Raw genomic sequence first — 18,046 nt, forward strand, 5'->3', positions numbered from 1 at the left:
GTTTCTGGTATTCGGGTTCGGCTTAGATGCTCCAGCGAGCACTCAACAAACGTTCATTCAACACATGGGGGTCCAGCGGTTGCGGGCGGCGAGCCATGGCGCTGTAGAACTGCTCCAGGGCTTCGCTCAAGCGTTGCTCAAGGATCGGCACCAACTGCGCCTGGGCACTGCCTTCGCCGTAGGCAATTTGGCTGTCTTCGGCAAAAATCCCGTGCAGCAGCTCCTGGGCTTTCAGCGCCGACAGCACCGGTTTCAAGGCGTAATCCACTGCCAGCATGTGGGCAATGCTGCCGCCGGTGGCCATGGGCAACACCACTTTGTGGGCCAGGGCCCGTTCCGGCAGCAGGTCGAGGACGGTTTTCAACGCGCCGGAAAACGAGGCCTTGTACACCGGCGTGGCAATCACCAGACCATCGGCATTGGCCACTTGGGCCAGCAGGTCGAGCACCTTCGGGCTGTCAAAGCGGGCATACAGCAAATCTTCGGCCGGGAAGTCCCGCACCTGATAACTCACCACTTCCACGCCTTGCTGCTGCAACCAGCGCCGGGAATGATCCAGCAAGACCCCGGAGCGGGAACGCTGACTGGGACTGCCACCAAGTGTTACGACCAGCATCTGGAGTTTCCTTGAGCAAGTGTCGGCGGTTCGCAGTGCAGCGATGGCGCCAAGATGGAACAGACCATATCAGCAGATTCATATATCTATAAATCTTATTTATTCATTTGTTTATTCTTAAATTGCATATGAGAAAGAGCATTCGGCGGGCGAAAAAAAAGGCCGTCGAAACGGCCTGAAAACCCCTGCTATGTGAGTCCTGAAATGCGATTAACTTGTGGGAGCGGGCTTGCTCGCGATTGCGGCGTATCAGTCAGCACATTTCTTGCTGAACCACCGCATTCGCGAGCAAGCCCGCTCCCACATTGGATTCGGGTTACCGGTTGGGCTGCGGGGTCAGCCGCAGATAGGGCTTAACCGCACGATAGCCCTTGGGAAAGCGTTTCTTGATCTCGTCCTCATCCTTGAGCGAAGGCACGATCACCACCTCATCACCGTCCTGCCAGTTGGCCGGCGTCGCGACCTTGTAGTTGTCGGTCAGTTGCAGCGAGTCAATGACCCGCAGGATTTCATGGAAGTTACGCCCGGTGCTGGCCGGGTAGGTGATGGTCAGGCGAATCTTTTTGTTCGGGTCGATCACGAACAGCGAACGCACAGTAAGCGTGTCATTGGCATTGGGATGGATCAGGTCGTACAGGTCCGAGACCTTGCGGTCGGCATCGGCCAGGATCGGGAAGTTGACGACGGTGTGCTGGGTCTCGTTGATGTCCTCGATCCACTTGTGGTGGGAGTCCACCGGATCCACCGACAGGGCAATGGCCTTGACCCCACGGTTGGCGAACTCGTCCTTGAGCTTGGCGGTAAAACCCAGCTCGGTGGTGCACACCGGGGTGAAGTCCGCCGGGTGGGAAAACAACACACCCCAGCTGTCGCCCAGCCACTCGTGGAAACGAATCTTGCCGGCGCTGGAATCCTGTTCAAAGTCGGGGGCGATATCGCCCAGTCTGAGGCTCATGGTGTGGCTCCTGATGGGTGCTTATGGAACCCACTGTGCCTGTGCCTGGAGTAATTTAAAAAGAATAAATATCGATTTGTTTAGATGATAAATGAATATGAAGAGTCTGCACGTGGGCCATCATGCAAAAAAAAACCTCGCGATAAACGCGAGGTTTTTTTCTTAACTTGGCTTACAGGAAGCTGTAAGTGTAGTTAAAGATCAGACGAGTCTGATCCTGGTCCTGAACGCCGGTACCGCTACCGCGATAGACACCGTGACGCAGCGTGGTGCCGAAGCCTTTCAGGGCACCCTGCTGGATGGTGTAGTCGATGCGCATATCGCGCTCCCACTCGGACTGGTCGCTGCCACCGTTCTTGGCTTTGATGTTGTCGCCACGCAGGTAAACAATCGAGGTTTTCAGACCTGGAACGCCCAACGCAGCGAAGTCATAGGAGTACTGACCGAAGGTGGTGTTTTCACCCGCACGCACGAAAGGGTTGATCATGCTATCGGTGAAGAGGTAGAAGCTGGAACCACCGGCACCTTCGTTACGACCATTGCCGTCGACAACGTTGCCTTGGTTCATCCAGACAAAACCGCCATCATCATTGACGCGCTGGTGACCCAGCAGGAACGCACTGCCACCCAAGGTGTAAGTGAACATGGCGCTCCAGGTTTTGTTATTAACCTCGCCAGCGTCCTTCGCGTAACCGCCGTTGTTGCTGAACTGATAGCCAGCCTGGCCATTCTTGCCGTCGGAGCTGCTATCGAAGTAGCGCACGTCGGTTTTGAACGACTGACCTTCGGTGATCGGGTAGACGTGAACCAGGCCCAGGAAGTGTTGCTTATAGAAGTCTTCCAGGTTGGCGTAGTAGTACTGCAAGGTCAGGTCTTTGGTGACCTTCCAATCAGCACCGCCAAAGCGGAACTGGTTACTTTCCTGAGTAGCGCCCGCGATAGACAGGCCCGTGCTGTTGGTCGAAGCACGGCCGGTGGCGTGCTCAAGTTGACCGGCGTTAAACGTCACATTGTCGATTTCTTTGGAAGTGACAGTGCCGCCTTCAAAGGTCTGTGGCAGCAGACGGCCGTCGCTTGCAATCAGAATCGGCAGGTTTGGCGCCAGAGCGCCACCCAGGTGGGCTTCGGTCTTGGAGAAGCGGGCTTTGACGTTGGCGCTCGCGCTGCTCCAATTGCTCACAGCCGAACCGTCGGTGTCGCTTGGAACGAAAGAGTTGTTGTCTGGGTGATGACCACGGCCACCGTCCAGGTGAATGCCGACCAATGCCTGGGCATCAATACCAAAACCAACGGTGCCCTCAGTGAAACCAGACTGGACGTTGAACTTCAGGCCAGTGGCCGTTTCGCGCTGGTCAGCACCGCCTTCGCGTTGATCGTTATCAAAATACAGGGTCCGAGAACTGACGGATGCCTTGGTGTCTTCAACAAAACCAGCGGCGCCTGCTTGCTGAGCCAAAACCCCAGCCGCGATGGCGAACGCCAATGTGGACTTCTTCATGTACCGCTCCTCTCGTTTCTAATTTTTGTAGTTCTTTGGTCTCGGGTCTGACGCCCTCGATCCACAGATGCGCGATTAGCGCCAGATAGTGACTGACAAGTCAATCGTAACCTTGTGTGTCTACTACTTTCGTCTAACCGCAGTTGATTTGGTCCTTGCAGGGTAATGAGTTTTTCATACACCCAAAAAGAATTATTTCATCCTTTTTCATACTATTCAGGAATAACACTTTCCATGGAGCAACTAGCCCGCAGTGGGGTATCGCTCCATAAGCTAATTCCCAAAGGGTATTTGTTGGCCATTTTTTAGATCGTTTAGTGTGAGCAGAATCTTGCACACGTCACTCACGATCAAAAAGGCGACGCCATCATGGCCAAACGCGCATCCTCTAGTCAATTTGTTACAGTTTTACTATCGCTTACACTTTCTATTGGCGTGCAGGCAGCCAACCTCACCATCGGCTACCAGACCGGCATTGATCCGAGCAAAGTGCCCCAGGCCGATGGTCTTTACGAACAAGCCATTGGCGAGAAAATCGACTGGCGCCGCTTCAACAGTGGCCCGCAAGTCATCACCGCGATTGCCTCAGGCGATGTGCAGATCGGCAATCTCGGCTCCAGCCCGTTGGCGGCCGCCGCATCCCGTAATCTACCCATTGTGGCGTTCATCGTATCGGCTCAAATCAATAGTTCTGAAGCTTTGGTAGTGCGTAACGGTAGCCAAATTGACGCACCCAAGGACCTGATCGGCAAAACCATTGCCACTCCTTTTGTCTCCACATCCCACTACAGCCTGCTCGGGGCCTTGAAACACTGGGGCCTGGACACCCGCCAGGTGAAAGTGGTGAACCTGCAACCGGCGCAAATTGCCGCAGCCTGGAAACGCGGGGATATCGACGGCGCCTTTGTCTGGTCGCCGGCCCTGGGAGAAATCCGCAAGACCGGCAAGACGTTGACCGACGCTACCGAGGTGGGCCAATGGGGCGCGCCGACGTTCGAGGTGTGGGTAGTGCGCAAGGACTTTGCCGAGAAACATCCGGAGGTCGTGGCCAAGTTTGCCAAGATCACCCTGGATTCGTTTGCCGACTATGCAGCCAATAAAAGCAGCTGGACGGTGGATTCCGCCCCGGTGCAAAAGATCGCCCGGTTGACCGGCGCAAACGCCGCAGACATCCCCGAACTGCTGGAAGGCAGCACCTTCCCCGATGCACAGGCGCAGCGAACCGAAGCCTTGCTCAATGGTGGGACAGCCAAGGCCATTGGGGAGACGGCGAAGTTTCTTAAGGAACAAGGGAAAGTAGAGACCGTGTTACCGGACTATTCGGCCTATGTGACCGGAAAATTCATCAAAGAATAAACCCGGACAAAGAATGTGGGAGCGGGCTTGCTTGCGAAGGCGGTGTGCCAGTCAATAAATGCGCTGACTGACACACTGCCTTCGCGAGCAAGCCCGCTCCCACATTAGGTATTGGGTGTACCGAATACCGTGTTTACAGGGTCTTTTCGAAGATCTTCGAGTTACGCTGGAAGTTGTACAACGAGGCCCGCGCCGACGGCAGGCGATCCACGCTGCTCGGCACAAAGCCGCGCTCGCGGAACCAGTGGGCGGTGCGGGTCGTCAGCACGAACAAGGTCTTCAAGCCTTGGGTGCGGGCGCGGGTTTCGATGCGCTCCAACAGCTCATCGCCACGGCCGCCATGGCGATACTCCGGATTGACCGCCAGGCACGCCAGTTCGCCAGCATCCGAGTCGGCAATCGGGTACAGCGCAGCGCAGGCGATGATCATGCCTTCGCGTTCCACTACGCTGAATTGCTCGATTTCCCGCTCCAGCACTTCCCGGGAGCGGCGTACCAGAATGCCCTGTTCTTCCAGCGGGCTGATCAGGTCCAGCAAGCCGCCGACATCTTCAATCGCCGCCTCACGCACCAGCTCGAACTGCTCCTGGGCCACCAGCGTACCGCCGCCGTCGCGGGTAAAAAGCTCGGTCAACAGCGCACCGTCCTCGACATAACTGACGATATGGCTGCGCCCTACGCCCCCACGACAGGCCTCGGCCGCCGCATCCAGCAGTTCGGCCTGGTAATTGTTGCCCAGGCGCTGCAGGTGCGCCGGTACTTGTTGGGGACGCAGTTCGCGGACCAGCCGGCCGTTTTCGTCGATCAGGCCCAGGTCTGCGCCAAACAGCAGCAACTTGTCGGCGCCCAGGTCGATGGCAGCGCGGGTGGCCACATCTTCACAGGCCAGGTTGAAAATCTCCCCGGTCGGCGAATAGCCCAGGGGCGAAAGAACGACGATGGAGCGTTCGTCGAGCAGGCGATTGATACCCTTGCGGTCGACCCGGCGCACTTCGCCGGTATGGTGGTAGTCGATGCCGTCCAGCACGCCGATAGGCCGCGCGGTCACCAGGTTGCCGCTGGCCACCCGCAGGCGCGAGCCCTGCATCGGCGAGGACGCCATGTCCATGGACAGCCGCGCTTCGATAGCGATACGCAGGTGGCCGACCGCGTCGATCACGCACTCCAGGGTCGCGGCATCGGTGATGCGCATCCCATCGTGGTAATGCGGGGTCAGGCCGCGAGCGGCGAGGCGGGTTTCGATTTGCGGGCGCGAACCATGCACCAGTACCAGGCGCACGCCGAGGCTGTGCAGCAGCACCAGGTCATGGACGATATTGCCGAAGTTGGGGTGATCCACACCATCACCCGGCAGCATGACCACAAAGGTGCAGTCACGGTGGGCATTGATGTAGGGCGAAGCGTGACGAAGCCAATTGACGTATTCGGGCATAAAACCTGGGCCTGTAATAAAAAGCAGCCAAAAAAGGATGAATCGCTAAACGCACAGCGGGCTGATGGTTATCGTCGGAACAGGCTTGGCGACACGCTCGCTCTCCTTTTAAGTACGGGATGCAATGGGGTTAATTTATGCAGGCTTGAGGCAGTAATGTTCAATCAATTCCCGCAATAGACGCACTGTAGGCGTCAAGCGTGACATTTCAAGGTACTCGCCCGGCTGGTGGGCGCAGGCTATGTCCCCAGGGCCGAGTACCAGGGTTTCACAACCAAGGCGCTGAAGATAAGGCGCTTCAGTGCCGAACGCTACTGCTTCGGCACGATGACCGGTCAATCGTTCCGCGACCCGCACCAGTTCGGCGTCTTCAGGCTGCTCGAAGGGCGGCACTTCGGGGAACAGCGGCGCGTAGTCGATCTGCACCTGATGGCGCTCGGCGATGGGCCGCAGTTTCTGGCGGATGGCCTCGCGCAACACCTGGGGATCCATGCCGGGCAAGGGCCGCAGGTCGAACTCCAGGGAGCACTGGCCGCAAATGCGGTTGGGGTTATCGCCGCCGTGGATGCAGCCAAAATTTAAGGTCGGCTGGGGCACGCTGAACTGTGGGTTGCGGTACTCCCGCTGCCAGGCCAGGCGCAGGCCGCGCAGCTCACCCATGGCGTCATGCATGGCTTCAAGGGCGCTGTGGCCCAGGCTCGGGTCCGACGAATGGCCACTGCGCCCGAGGATATCAATGCGCTCCATCATCACGCCTTTGTGCAGGCGGATCGGCTTGAGGCCTGTGGGCTCGCCAATCACCGCGGCACGCCCCAGCGGGCGTCCGGCCGCAGCCAGGGCGCGGGCGCCGGCCATGGAACTTTCTTCATCACAGGTGGCGAGAATCAGCAGCGGCTGCTTGAACGGTTGATCCAACAGCGGCAAGACCGCTTCGATGGCCAGCGCGAAAAACCCCTTCATGTCGCAGCTACCCAGCCCTACCCAACGGCCGTCGACTTCCGTCAGCTTCAGCGGATCGGTCTGCCACAGCGCTTCGTCGTACGGCACCGTATCGCTGTGCCCCGCCAGCACCAGGCCACCGGGGCCGCTGCCGAAGCTGGCCAACAGATTGAATTTGCCGGGGCTGACTTGCTGGATATCGCAGGCAAAACCCAGGTCGCCGAGCCAGGTGGCAAGCAAGTCGATCACCGGGCGGTTGGTCTGGTCGAGAGACGCTTGGGTACAACTGACAGAGGGCGCGGCAATCAGGGCGGCAAATTGTTCTTTCATGGACGGTAAAGGCATGCGCTGTCTCTCAACTTCCACAGATGAAACCCATCATAGAACCATCTGCGCTGCACAATAAACCCGTTGCGGCACGTTGCCCGGCTCAGTCCTGTACACTGCACGACCTTGGCAGCCACCTATTCTCCCGGCTGCACTCCCGATCCTGGATGTTCCGGCCATGCAAAAAGAAACCGAAATCAAGCTCCGCGTCAGCCGCGAGACCCTCGCCGCGCTGCGTGAGCACCCGCTCCTGAAAAAACGCAACAAAAGTGGCTGGGAACGCCGTGAGTTGATGAACCAGTACTTCGACACCCCCGAGCGCGACCTGGCCCAGGCCAAGGTTGCCCTGCGCCTGCGCAAGGATGGCGACGAAGTGATCCAGACCCTCAAGACCCGCGGCCACAGCGTTGCCGGCTTGTCGGAGCGTAATGAATACGACTGGAAACTGGCCAAGGCCAAGCTCGACGTGAAGAAACTCGACGGCGAATGCTGGCCCGAGCAACTGGCCGAGCTGGACAAAAAGACCCTCAAGCCGATCTTCACCACCGACTTCGTGCGCGAACGTGCCGAGATCGCCTGGGGCCGTGGCAAGGCCAAGGTGGTGATCGAAGCCGCCCTGGACCTGGGCCATGTGATTGCCGGCAAGCAGAAGGAAGAAATCTGCGAGCTGGAGCTGGAGCTGCGCGAAGGCGAACCTGCCGCCCTGCTGGAACTGGCTACCGAACTGGCCCAGACCCTGGCGCTGATGCCCTGCGATATCAGCAAGGCCGAGCGCGGTTATCGCCTGTTCGACGCCAACAGCTATTCCCTGAGCCTGCCGGCCCCGCAACTGCAACCAGAAATGCCCCTGGACGACGCCTTCGCCGCGCTGACCTGGCATTTGCTGGGCAGCAGCCAGCGCCTGGCCGAACAGTACCGTTTCAACGGCCACTGGCGCCTGTTGCAGGACTGGGTAGACAACCTCGCCGAAATGCGCGCCCTGATCGGCAGCCTTGGCCAGGCCGCACCACGCCAATCCACCAGCGAACTGCGTAGCGCCCTCGACGCCCTGCTGGAAGACTGGCGCCCGCTGGTCCAGGCCGGTGAAGACGATGAAGACGTGCGCAAGGCCGCGCCGGAACAGTTCCTCGAAGAATTGACCGACGTGCGCTGGGGCCTGTTCTCACTGAACACGTCCCGCTGGCTGCTGGCCCGCACCTGGAGCCTGGAGCGCAATGTGCGCGGCAACCGCCAAGGTGCGGCCCAGGTCGCCAACTGGCTGCCACGCCTGCTGGCCGACGAAGCCGTCGCCCTGCGCCTGCCGCGCTACCAGCAACAGCCGGAAGACCTGGCCGAGCAACTGCCGCGCATCGAGCGTCTGCAGGCCTGGCTGCACCATGCCCGTCACCTGCTGGAGGTTCCAGAACTGGATCGCTTGTACGGTGAACTGAACAAGTTGGCGGTACTGGCCAACCAGCCGATCACCGATGAGTCGCTGGATGCGCGGATGCATCAGGTGATTGCGGTGTATCAGAACCGTGCCTGGAAGACCTTGTTGCGCATGTAAGATTGCTATCGCGGGCAAGCCCACACACATTTGACCGAGCTTTCTAGAGGAGACCGGTTTGAAGGTGGGCTTGCCCGCGATGACACCCGCCCTCTCACCGCAACACTGGCAGACTGGTAGTGGACTTGATCTCCGACAGTGCCACAATCGAGTTGACCTCCTGTATCCCCGGCACCATCGACAGTTTCTCGAAGAAGAAACGCTCATATGCCTCGATATCCGAGGTGACAATGCGCAGTAGAAAATCCACCGACCCCATCAGCACATAACACTCCAGCACTTGCGGGAACCCGCGAATCGCCTCGGTGAATTCCGTGAAGTTGGAACGCCCGTGGGCGTTGAGTTTGACCTCGGCAAAGATCTGCGTGTTAAGGCCGATTTTCTTGCGGTCGAGCAACGTCACCTGGCCTCGAATCACCCCCTCCTCCTTGAGCCGCTGGATCCGTCGCCAGCAGGGCGACTGCGACAGGCCGACCTGTTCGGCAATCTGCGCGCTGGAGAGCGATGCGTCTTCCTGGAGCAGCGCCAGAATCCGGCGGTCGTAGATATCCAACTCACTGTGCATAAAAATACCTTTCAATCCATATTCTGCGAATTGCCTGATTCATTTATAAGGCATATCACTCCAACATAGATAAGAAATACCCCACAGCCCATGTAAAAATTTCTCCAGTCAAACTCGGAGAACGGCCATGCATTCAGTCCCCGCCAGCCCAGCCACGCGCCTCGACGCCTGGGCAGTCAGCAACAGCCATTGCCAGGCGCGCTATCAGATCCTCGCCGAGGCTGAACCCGATGTGCTGTGTCGGATCCTCAATTACTTCGCCTTGCAGTTTTTGGTGCCACAACAGGTGAGCGTGACACGCGACGAAGACCTGCTGAACATCGACGTGGTGATGGATGGCCTGAGCTGGCACCGCGCCCAGGTGATCGGCGAAAAACTTCGTAACCTGATCAGCGTGTGCTCGCTCGAACTGCAACCCGTTGAATCCACGAGGCTGCAAACCGTACAGGCAGTGGCGCAGTAAAAAGCGGCAACAACCCTCGGGGCGACAGCAACCAGGACCGGACTAGCCTTGGCGCTACCACTTGAAACCGCCCAGGAAACCACCATGCCCGCTGCGCCAGAACTTCAGGATCGCAGGCTTTGCCTCGACGAACTGCTGCCCGCCCTCACCGCCCACGGCATGCTCGACAACGCCCTGGCCGAGCGCTTGCGGCGCACCCCGGGCAATGGCTTGCACCCGCTGGAATTGCTTGCCAACCAGTCACTGCCCGATCCCGCCCGGCCCGGCATGGCGCTGTCCCTGGAGCAACTGACGCAATGGCTCGCCAGTCATGTGGGGCAACCCTATCTGCGCATCGACCCGCTGAAAATCGACGTAGCAAGCATGGTGCCCCTGATGTCCCACGCCTTCGCCCAGCGCCACCATATCCTTGCCGTCGCCCTTGATCGCGACAGCGTGACGGTGGCCAGTGCCGAACCGTACCTGCGAGAGTGGGAGGCCGGCCTGGCCCACGTGTTGAAACGCTCGATCAAGCGCGTACTGGCCAACCCCCAGACGATCCGCAGTTGTACCCAGGAGTTCTTCCGGCTGGCCCGGTCGGTCAGCGGGGCCGACCAGACCACCCCCACGGCGGTCCCTGCCGAACAACTGCTGCACCTGGGTGCCGGCGACCAGGAGCCCGATGCCAACGATGCGCACATCGTCAACATTGTCGACTGGTTGCTGCAATTTGCCTTTGGCCAGCGCGCCAGCGATATCCATATCGAACCCGGCGGCGACCAGGGCCGCGTGCGCTTCCGTATTGATGGGTTGCTGCACGATGTCTATCAGTTTCCGCCCCAGGTCACGACCGCCGTGGTCAGCCGCCTGAAAAGCCTCGGCCGGATGAATGTCGCCGAGAAGCGCAAACCCCAGGACGGCCGGGTCAAGACCAAGACGCCCACGGGTATCGAAGTGGAACTGCGCCTTGCGACCCTGCCCACGGCCTTCGGCGAGAAGCTGGTGATGCGGATTTTCGATCCCCAGGTACTGCTTCAGGACTTCCCGCAGTTGGGACTGTCGGCCGATGACCTGCAGCGCTGGCAACATATGACCGGCCAGGCCAACGGTATCATCCTGGTCACAGGCCCCACCGGATCAGGCAAGACCAGCACGCTCTATACCACCCTGCGACAGCTGGCGACCCGCACGGTCAACCTGTGTACGGTGGAAGATCCGATCGAGATGGTGGAGCCGGCCTTCAACCAGATGCAGGTCCAGCACAATATCGACCTGACCTTTGCCAGCGGCATCCGCGCGCTGATGCGCCAGGATCCGGACATCATCATGATCGGCGAGATCCGCGACCTGGAAACCGCTGAAATGGCGATCCAGGCGGCATTGACCGGCCACCTGGTGCTGTCGACCCTGCACACCAACGACGCCCCCAGCGCGATCAGTCGCCTGCTGGAACTGGGCATCCCCCATTACTTGATCAAGGCCACATTAATTGGGGTCATGGCCCAGCGTCTGGTGCGCCGGTTGTGCCCGCACTGTAAAAGCCCGGTGGCACTGAACCAGGACGATTGGTGCAGCGCCACCCAGTCCTGCACGCCGCCCCCCGCCAGCGTATACCGGGCCAACGGATGCGCAGAGTGTCGGGAAAGTGGCTATCGTGGACGCATCGGGGTCTACGAGATCATGCTGATGAATGACGCGGCGAAGGCCCTGGTCAGCGCCGATACCGATCTGCAGGCCTTGCGTCGCGAGGCGCTCAAGGGCGGCATGCACAGCCTGCGATTGTCGGGCGCCCACAAGGTTGCTGCGGGGCTGACCACCCTGGAAGAAGTGTTAAGGGTCACGCCTGCGAACGAGTAAACCGTTCTTATCTGCGACAAGCCCGTTACAATCGACAGACCTCGCGTTACCGCCACCACCAGACAAGGAATCGTTATGCAGATCGGAACAGTGCTTCTTCTCTTCGTAGGCTTGGCCATCGCCATCCTGTTCATGGGCTTCAAGGTCGTACCCCAGGGCTACCAGTGGACAGTGGAGCGCTTCGGCCGCTACACCAATACGCTCAAGCCGGGCCTGAATATCATCATTCCGGTGATGGACCGCATCGGTCGCAAGATCAACGTCATGGAAAGCGTGCTGGATATTCCACCTCAGGAAGTGATCACCGCCGATAACGCCACGGTGCAGATCGACGCAGTGTGTTTCTTCCAGGTGGTGAACACCGCCCAGGCGGCGTACGAGGTGAACAACCTCGAACATGCGATCCGCAACCTGCTGCAAACCAATATCCGTACGGTGCTCGGCTCCATGGAGCTGGACGCCATGCTCAGCCAGCGCGACGGCATCAACGAGAAGCTGCTGCGCACGGTCGATGAAGCCACTGCTCCCTGGGGCATCAAGATCACCCGTATCGAGATCAAGGACATCAGCCCGCCTGCCGACTTGATGGCTGCCATGTCCGGTCAGATGAAGGCCGAGCGGATCAAGCGTGCCCAGATCCTCGAAGCCGAAGGCCTGCGGGCTTCTGCAATCCTGACCGCTGAAGGCAAGAAACAGGCGCAGATCCTCGAGGCTGAAGGGGGTCGTCAGGCCGCGTTCCTCGAATCCGAAGCCCGTGAACGTCAGGCCGAGGCGGAAGCCCGCGCTACGCAGGTCGTGTCGGAAGCGATTGCCACCGGTAACGTGCAGGCCATCAACTACTTTGTCGCGCAGAAATACATTGATGCCCTGGGCAAGCTGGCCTCGGCCAACAACAGCAAAGTGATTCTGATGCCGCTGGAGGCCAGCCAGGTCATCGGTGCGGTGGGCGGCATCGGCGAAATCGTCAAGGCTACCTTCGACAACAAGAAAGCCTGAGGCCGGCACCATGTGGGAATTCCTGCAACACCTGTCGTTCTGGGATTGGCTGGCGCTGGGCACGGTGCTGTTGATTCTTGAAGTGTTTGGTGCCGGCGGTTATCTGCTGTGGATGGGGATCGCGGCGGCGGCCGTTGGCGTACTCAAGTTCCTGATTCCGGGGCTTGGGCTGGAACTGCAACTGCTGCTGTTTGCCGTGCTGTCCATACTGACGGCGGTGTACTGGTGGAAGCGCCAGCGCAGCAGTGCCAAGGCCAGCGACCAGCCAGGGCTGAATATGCGCGGATCGGAGCTGGTTGGCCGCACCTTTGTGGTGCATCAGGCAATTATCGACGGTCGGGGCAAGATCAAGGTCGGTGACGGCGTCTGGATGGTCACCGGCCCCGATGCGCCTGCAGGGGCTCAAGTACGGGTGATTGGTCAGGACGGCGTGATTTTACGGATCGAAACTGTTTAGTCAGTCATGGAACTAGGCTGGGTTATCTACAATCAAACCGTTCAGATAACCCAGTCGGAGTCACCCATCATGCGTCTCAAATATGCTGTCGCCACCCTCGCCGTGCTCTCTCTCCCAGTTGGATCGGCCATGGCCGACAGCTTCTGGCGTAATGTCATCTCGTCCGGCGCCACCACCGGCTCCACGTACCTGACCTTCAAGGACCACAAGCTGGTAGTCGCCGCCCAGGACGACGCCGGTAGCTTCGTCGCCAGCGACGGCGGCATCCGTGGCCCTTACCTGGAAGCCGCCATGCAGAAAGTGCGTGCCGACAACCCCGGCCTGAAGGCCACTGACATGGAACTGGCCAACGCCATCCTGGCGAAGAACGCCATCGCCGCCGAGTAATACACGACACGCAAAAAAGCCGCTTATGAAGCGGCTTTTTTGCGCTCGTCGTTCGACGATTCGTTCACGGACGACAGGCTATATTCAGTTGCCCCGTGCGACGATGCCGGGGTTGATATGAGCTTTTATTCTTAGTTCTTCTTAAAACGGATGCCTTCAACGTCATGAGCCAACTGCCCTTCCTGCCGTTTTCAAAACCTACCATTGATGAAGCCACCATCGCGGCGGTCGGTGATGTGTTGCGTTCCGGCTGGATCACCAGCGGGCCCAAGGTGCAGGCGTTCGAAGCGCAGCTGTCGGAATATTTTGGCGGCCGGCCGGTACGCACCTTCAACTCCGGCACCTGCACCATGGAGATTGCCTTGCGCATCGCCGGTGTCGGGCCGGGGGATGAAGTGATCACCACGCCGATTTCCTGGGTGGCAACGGCCAATGTGATTCTGGAGGTGGGCGCCACGCCGGTGTTTGCCGATATTGATCCGGTGACCCGCAATATCGACCTGGCCCGACTGGAAGCGGCTATTACGCCGCGCACCAAGGCGATCATCCCGGTGTACCTGGCCGGCCTGCCGCTGGACATGCCGATGCTTTACGCGCTGGCCAACAAGTACGGTCTGCGGATCATCGAGGATGCCGCCCAGGCGCTGGGCTCCCGTTGGGATGGCCAGCGCATTGGCGCCACCGGGGATTTTGTCTCGTTCAGTTTCCAGGCGAACAAGAACATCACCTGTTCCGAAGGCGGTTGCCTGGTATTGAACAATGCTGAGGAGGCGCGCCTGGCAGAGAAGTACCGCCTGCAAGGCGTGACCCGCAGCGGGTTTGATGGCCTGGACGTGGATGTATTGGGCGGCAAGTTCAACATGACCGATATCGCCGCCGCCATTGGCCTGGGCCAGTTTGCCCATATCGAGCAGATAACTGCCCATCGCCAAGCGCTGGCCCGGCATTATTTCGAGTGTTTTGGCAGCGACTTCGAGACAACGTACGGCGCACAATTACCGCCTGCGGACTTTGAAAACAGCAACTGGCACCTGTTCCAACTGGTACTGCCTGAGCGTGGGGATGGCCTGCCGGCCCGCGCCACGTTTATGGAGCGCATGCAGGCTCAGGGCGTGGGCATCGGCTATCACTACCCACCGATCCACTTGCTGAGTTTGTATCGGGCACAGGGATTCAGGGAAGGCATGTTCCCGGTAGCGGAAAAAGTCGGGCGTTTGATTGTGTCGTTGCCGATGTTTACAGCGATGACCAAGGCGGATGTGGAGCGTGCTGTCGCAGCGGTGAAGCAGGCGCTCAAGCCCTGACCTTTGCAGGAGCCGGCTTGCCGGCTCCTGCAGGGGGCGGTGTTATTCGCCGATGGCGGCTTTATAGCCAGCGGCATCCAGCAGCTTGTCCAGTTCGGCGGCATTGCTTGGCTTGACCTTGAAGATCCAGGCCTCGTACGGCTTGTCGTTGAGCGACTCAGGGGCATCGGCCAACGCCTCGTTGACCGCAATCACTTCGCCCGACACTGGCGAATAAATATCCGAAGCAGCCTTCACCGACTCCACAACGCCTGCTGCGTCGCCTGCAGCGAACACTTTGCCCACCTCAGCCAACTCAACAAAAACCACATCACCCAATGCTTCCTGGGCGTGATCGGAGATCCCGACGGTCACACTGCCGTCAGCTTCCAGGCGTGCCCATTCGTGGCTTTCGGCAAAACGTAGTGCGGCAGGGATATCGCTCATAGTCTGTGTCCTCAAAAAGAAATGTCAGCGGCCATTGGCCCGGAAAAGATTAGATCAAGGTTTTACCATGGCGCACGAAGGTCGGTTTGACCACTCGCACCGGGTACCACTTACCGCGAATTTCTACCTCGGCACGGTCGGCGGTTGCCATCGGTACACGCGCCAGGGCAATGGATTTGCTCAGCGTAGGAGAGAAACTACCACTGGTGATCTCTCCTTCGCCAACATTGGCGATACGAACCACTTGATGAGCGCGCAAAACCCCGCGTTCTTCCAGCACCAGGCCTACCAGTTTGAGCTGCACCCCGGCCGCACGCTCGGCTTCCAGGGCGGCGCGCCCGATGAAATCGCGGCTGACGGGTTCCCAGGCGATGCTCCAGGCCATGTTGGCGGCCAACGGTGACACATTCAGGTGGATATCCTGGCCGTAGAGGTTCATGCCGGCCTCCAGGCGCAGGGTATCGCGAGCACCGAGGCCGATGGGCGAGATGCCCGCGCCTACCAGGTCGTTGAAAAACCCCGGGGCCTGATCGGCAGGCAGGACGATTTCCAGGCCATCTTCGCCGGTATAGCCCGTGCGCGCGATAAACCAGTCACCGTCGGCACGCCCCTCGAAAGGCTTGAGCTGTTGGATCAACACGCCGCGAGACTGGGTGACCAACTCGGCAATCTTGTGCCGGGCCTGGGGGCCCTGGATCGCCAGCATGGCCAGGTCCGGGCGTTCGCGCATCTGCACCTGGTAGCTGCCCAACTGGCTCTGCATCCAGGCGATATCCTGGTCGCGGGTGGCCGCATTGACCACCAGCCGGTAACCCTCTTCGGTGCGGTAGACAATCATGTCGTCCACCACCCCGCCCTGCTCGTTGAGCATGGCGCTGTACAACGCATGGCCGCAGCCATGCAAACGATCGACATCATTGGCCAACAGGTACTGCAGCCATTCCCTGGCCTGCAGGCCCGAGATATCGATCACGGTCATGTGGGAAACATCAAACACCCCGCAGTCACGGCGCACCTGATGGTGCTCCTCGACTTGCGAGCCGTAGTGCAGAGGCATATCCCAACCGCCAAAATCGACCATTTTCGCGCCAAGGGCGAGATGCAGGTCATACAGAGGCGTACGCTGTCCCATGGGTTTCTCCTTCCGGGCGTGGCGAAGGTGCGGACGGTTGCTGTTCGGGCTACACACCTTGAAATACAAGGCTTGCAGCCACAATCAGCAACCCAACCCGAAAGACGGGCCGCACCGAATGCCGCGCATTGTAGCCTCAAGCCGTAGGACTGACACCTAACCGATTCGTCGCGCCGAACGTCGGATCAAGCCGATGACCGGCAACAGGCCGACCAACACCAGGGTCAGGGCGGGCAAGGAGGCGCGCGCCCACTCGCCTTCGCTGGTCATCTCAAAGATGCGTACCGCCAGCGTATCCCAGCCGAACGGGCGCATCAGCAGGGTCGCGGGCATTTCCTTGAGCACATCGACAAACACCAGCAGCGCGGCGCTCAAGGTGCCGGGCAACAACAGTGGCAGATACACTTTGCAAAACAGTCGTGGCCCACTGACCCCCAGGCTGCGCGCTGCTTCCGGCAAGGACGGGCGGATGCGCGCCAGGCTGTTTTCCAGTGGACCGTAGGCCACGGCCAGGAAGCGCACCAGATAGGCCATCAGCAGCGCCGACAGGCTGCCCAACAGCAACGGTTTGCCAGCACCGCCCAGCCAACTGGACACAGGGATCACCAACTCGCGATCCAAATAGCTGAACGCCAGCATGATCGACACCGCCAATACCGAACCCGGCAAGGCGTAGCCCAGGTTGCCCAGGCTGACCCCGGCGCGGATGGCGCGGGTTGGCGCCAGGCGGTTGGCAAACGCCAGCAGCAACGCCACGCTCACTGTGATCAACGCGGCCATGCCACCCAGGTAAAGGGTATGCATGATCAGCCCGACGTAGCGCTCATCGAGGTCGAAACGCCCGCGCTGCCAGAACCAGGCCAGCAGCTGAAGCATCGGGATGACAAAGGCGCAGGCAAACACCAGGGCGCACCAGCCAGTGGCGGCGGCGGCCTTGAAGCCACTCAGGTGATAGAGCGCCTTGCCCCGCGGTCGCTCGTTGCTCGGGCGGCTGGCGCCACGGGCCCGGCGCTCGCCGTAGAGCACCAGCATCACCACCAACAGCAGCAGGCTCGCCAGTTGCGCGGCGCTGGACAGGCTGAAAAAGCCATACCAGGTCTTGTAGATGGCGGTGGTGAACGTGTCGAAATTGAACACCGACACCGCGCCGAAATCCGCCAGGGTTTCCATCAACGCCAGGGCCACGCCGGCGCCGATAGCCGGGCGCGCCATGGGCAGGGCCACCCGCCAGAACGCCTGCCAGGGTGATTGGCCCAACACCCGCGCCGCTTCCATCAACCCCTTGCCCTGGGCCAGAAAGGCGGTGCGCGCCAGCAGGTAGACGTAGGGATAGAACACCAGCACCAGCACGATGATCACGCCACTGGTGGAGCGCACGCGCGGCAGGCGCAGGCCCGTGCCGAACCACTCGCGCAGCAGGGTTTGTACCGGCCCGGAGAAGTCCAGCAGGCCGACGAAGACAAACGCCAGGACATAGGCCGGGATGGCAAACGGCAGCATCAACGCCCAGTCCAGCCAACGCCGGCCGGGGAACTCACAGAGGCTGGTCAGCCACGCCAGGCTCACGCCCAGCACCGTTACACCGACCCCGACGCCCAGCACCAGGGTCAAGGTGTTGCCCAGCAGACGCGGCATCTGGGTGTCCCACAGGTGCGACCAGATTTGCGTGTCGATGCTTTGCCAGGACAGCAACAACACGCTCAACGGCAGCAGCACCAGGGCGGCGACAGTGAAGACTGGCAGGTACCAGCGGCGTTGGGCGGGGTGGGCCAAAAGGAATTCTCAAGCAGTGGATGATGTGGAAACCTGCA

General features: G+C 60.1%; 17 protein-coding genes. 8 read left to right on the forward strand and 9 right to left on the reverse strand.

Features of this window, described 5'->3' with window-relative positions:
• Positions 1-22: 22 nt before the first annotated feature.
• The 3 genes from ssuE to JFT44_RS03625 all read right to left on the reverse strand — a co-directional run bounded on the left by ssuE (position 23) and on the right by JFT44_RS03625 (position 3,069).
• On the reverse strand, positions 23-616 hold the full coding sequence (gene ssuE / locus JFT44_RS03615) for an NADPH-dependent FMN reductase (protein WP_057440432.1): 594 nt from the start codon (positions 614-616) through the stop codon (positions 23-25).
• A 316-nt stretch (positions 617-932) separates the two neighbouring features.
• Positions 933-1,571 (reverse strand): peroxiredoxin, encoded by a 639-nt coding sequence (locus JFT44_RS03620; RefSeq protein ID WP_057960929.1) that lies wholly within the window; start codon positions 1,569-1,571, stop codon positions 933-935.
• 172 nt (positions 1,572-1,743) lie between these two features.
• Positions 1,744-3,069: an OprD family porin gene (locus JFT44_RS03625; RefSeq protein WP_198791885.1), complete on the reverse strand. Its 1,326-nt coding sequence runs from the start codon at positions 3,067-3,069 to the stop codon at positions 1,744-1,746.
• Positions 3,070-3,438: 369 nt separating this feature from the next.
• Here JFT44_RS03625 and tauA point away from each other — a divergent pair, with 369 nt between their 5' ends.
• The gene (gene tauA, locus JFT44_RS03630; protein WP_198830359.1) at positions 3,439-4,425 is read left to right on the forward strand and encodes a taurine ABC transporter substrate-binding protein; all 987 of its coding nucleotides are present in this window, start codon (positions 3,439-3,441) and stop codon (positions 4,423-4,425) included.
• Positions 4,426-4,558: 133 nt separating this feature from the next.
• Here the strand turns inward: tauA and argA are convergent, their stop codons facing one another.
• Positions 4,559-5,857 (reverse strand): amino-acid N-acetyltransferase, encoded by a 1,299-nt coding sequence (gene argA / locus JFT44_RS03635; protein WP_032858930.1) that lies wholly within the window; start codon positions 5,855-5,857, stop codon positions 4,559-4,561.
• 135 nt (positions 5,858-5,992) lie between these two features.
• Positions 5,993-7,141, reverse strand: a complete 1,149-nt coding sequence (gene argE, locus JFT44_RS03640; protein ID WP_169960088.1) for an acetylornithine deacetylase — start codon at positions 7,139-7,141, stop codon at positions 5,993-5,995.
• A gap of 160 nt (positions 7,142-7,301) precedes the next feature.
• Between argE and JFT44_RS03645 the strand changes: the two genes are divergently transcribed.
• A complete protein-coding gene (locus JFT44_RS03645; RefSeq protein WP_198830360.1) occupies positions 7,302-8,669 on the forward strand; it encodes an inorganic triphosphatase in 1,368 nt (455 codons plus the stop codon).
• 94 nt (positions 8,670-8,763) lie between these two features.
• On the opposite strand, the gene JFT44_RS03650 is transcribed toward JFT44_RS03645, so the two are convergent.
• A complete protein-coding gene (locus JFT44_RS03650) occupies positions 8,764-9,234 on the reverse strand; it encodes an Lrp/AsnC family transcriptional regulator (protein ID WP_057440435.1) in 471 nt (156 codons plus the stop codon).
• Between the two features lie 127 nt (positions 9,235-9,361).
• On the opposite strand from JFT44_RS03650, the gene JFT44_RS03655 reads away from it, so the two are divergent.
• The 6 genes from JFT44_RS03655 to JFT44_RS03680 all read left to right on the forward strand — a co-directional run bounded on the left by JFT44_RS03655 (position 9,362) and on the right by JFT44_RS03680 (position 14,677).
• Entirely contained in the window at positions 9,362-9,697 is a 336-nt protein-coding gene (locus JFT44_RS03655; RefSeq protein ID WP_057960933.1) for a hypothetical protein, read from the forward strand.
• A gap of 84 nt (positions 9,698-9,781) precedes the next feature.
• Positions 9,782-11,533 (forward strand): GspE/PulE family protein, encoded by a 1,752-nt coding sequence (locus tag JFT44_RS03660; protein ID WP_198830361.1) that lies wholly within the window; start codon positions 9,782-9,784, stop codon positions 11,531-11,533.
• A gap of 75 nt (positions 11,534-11,608) precedes the next feature.
• Complete coding sequence (locus JFT44_RS03665; protein WP_027608388.1) at positions 11,609-12,529, forward strand: SPFH domain-containing protein; 921 nt, start codon at positions 11,609-11,611, stop codon at positions 12,527-12,529.
• 10 nt (positions 12,530-12,539) lie between these two features.
• The gene (locus JFT44_RS03670) at positions 12,540-12,986 is read left to right on the forward strand and encodes an NfeD family protein (protein WP_120734313.1); all 447 of its coding nucleotides are present in this window, start codon (positions 12,540-12,542) and stop codon (positions 12,984-12,986) included.
• A 69-nt stretch (positions 12,987-13,055) separates the two neighbouring features.
• Entirely contained in the window at positions 13,056-13,373 is a 318-nt protein-coding gene (locus JFT44_RS03675; RefSeq protein WP_057440438.1) for a DUF2388 domain-containing protein, read from the forward strand.
• Positions 13,374-13,537: 164 nt separating this feature from the next.
• Positions 13,538-14,677, forward strand: a complete 1,140-nt coding sequence (locus JFT44_RS03680; RefSeq protein ID WP_057960935.1) for a DegT/DnrJ/EryC1/StrS aminotransferase family protein — start codon at positions 13,538-13,540, stop codon at positions 14,675-14,677.
• 42 nt (positions 14,678-14,719) lie between these two features.
• On the opposite strand, the gene gcvH is transcribed toward JFT44_RS03680, so the two are convergent.
• From gcvH to JFT44_RS03695, 3 genes are all read right to left on the reverse strand, one after another.
• Positions 14,720-15,103 (reverse strand): glycine cleavage system protein GcvH, encoded by a 384-nt coding sequence (gcvH, locus tag JFT44_RS03685; protein WP_057440440.1) that lies wholly within the window; start codon positions 15,101-15,103, stop codon positions 14,720-14,722.
• 49 nt (positions 15,104-15,152) lie between these two features.
• The gene (gene gcvT / locus JFT44_RS03690) at positions 15,153-16,235 is read right to left on the reverse strand and encodes a glycine cleavage system aminomethyltransferase GcvT (protein WP_120734314.1); all 1,083 of its coding nucleotides are present in this window, start codon (positions 16,233-16,235) and stop codon (positions 15,153-15,155) included.
• 156 nt (positions 16,236-16,391) lie between these two features.
• Positions 16,392-18,008, reverse strand: a complete 1,617-nt coding sequence (locus JFT44_RS03695) for an iron ABC transporter permease (protein WP_169989461.1) — start codon at positions 18,006-18,008, stop codon at positions 16,392-16,394.
• Positions 18,009-18,046: the final 38 nt, after the last annotated feature.

This window comes from Pseudomonas sp. MF5691, from assembly GCF_016405645.1.
In the GTDB taxonomy this organism is placed as follows: domain Bacteria; phylum Pseudomonadota; class Gammaproteobacteria; order Pseudomonadales; family Pseudomonadaceae; genus Aquipseudomonas; species Aquipseudomonas shahriarae.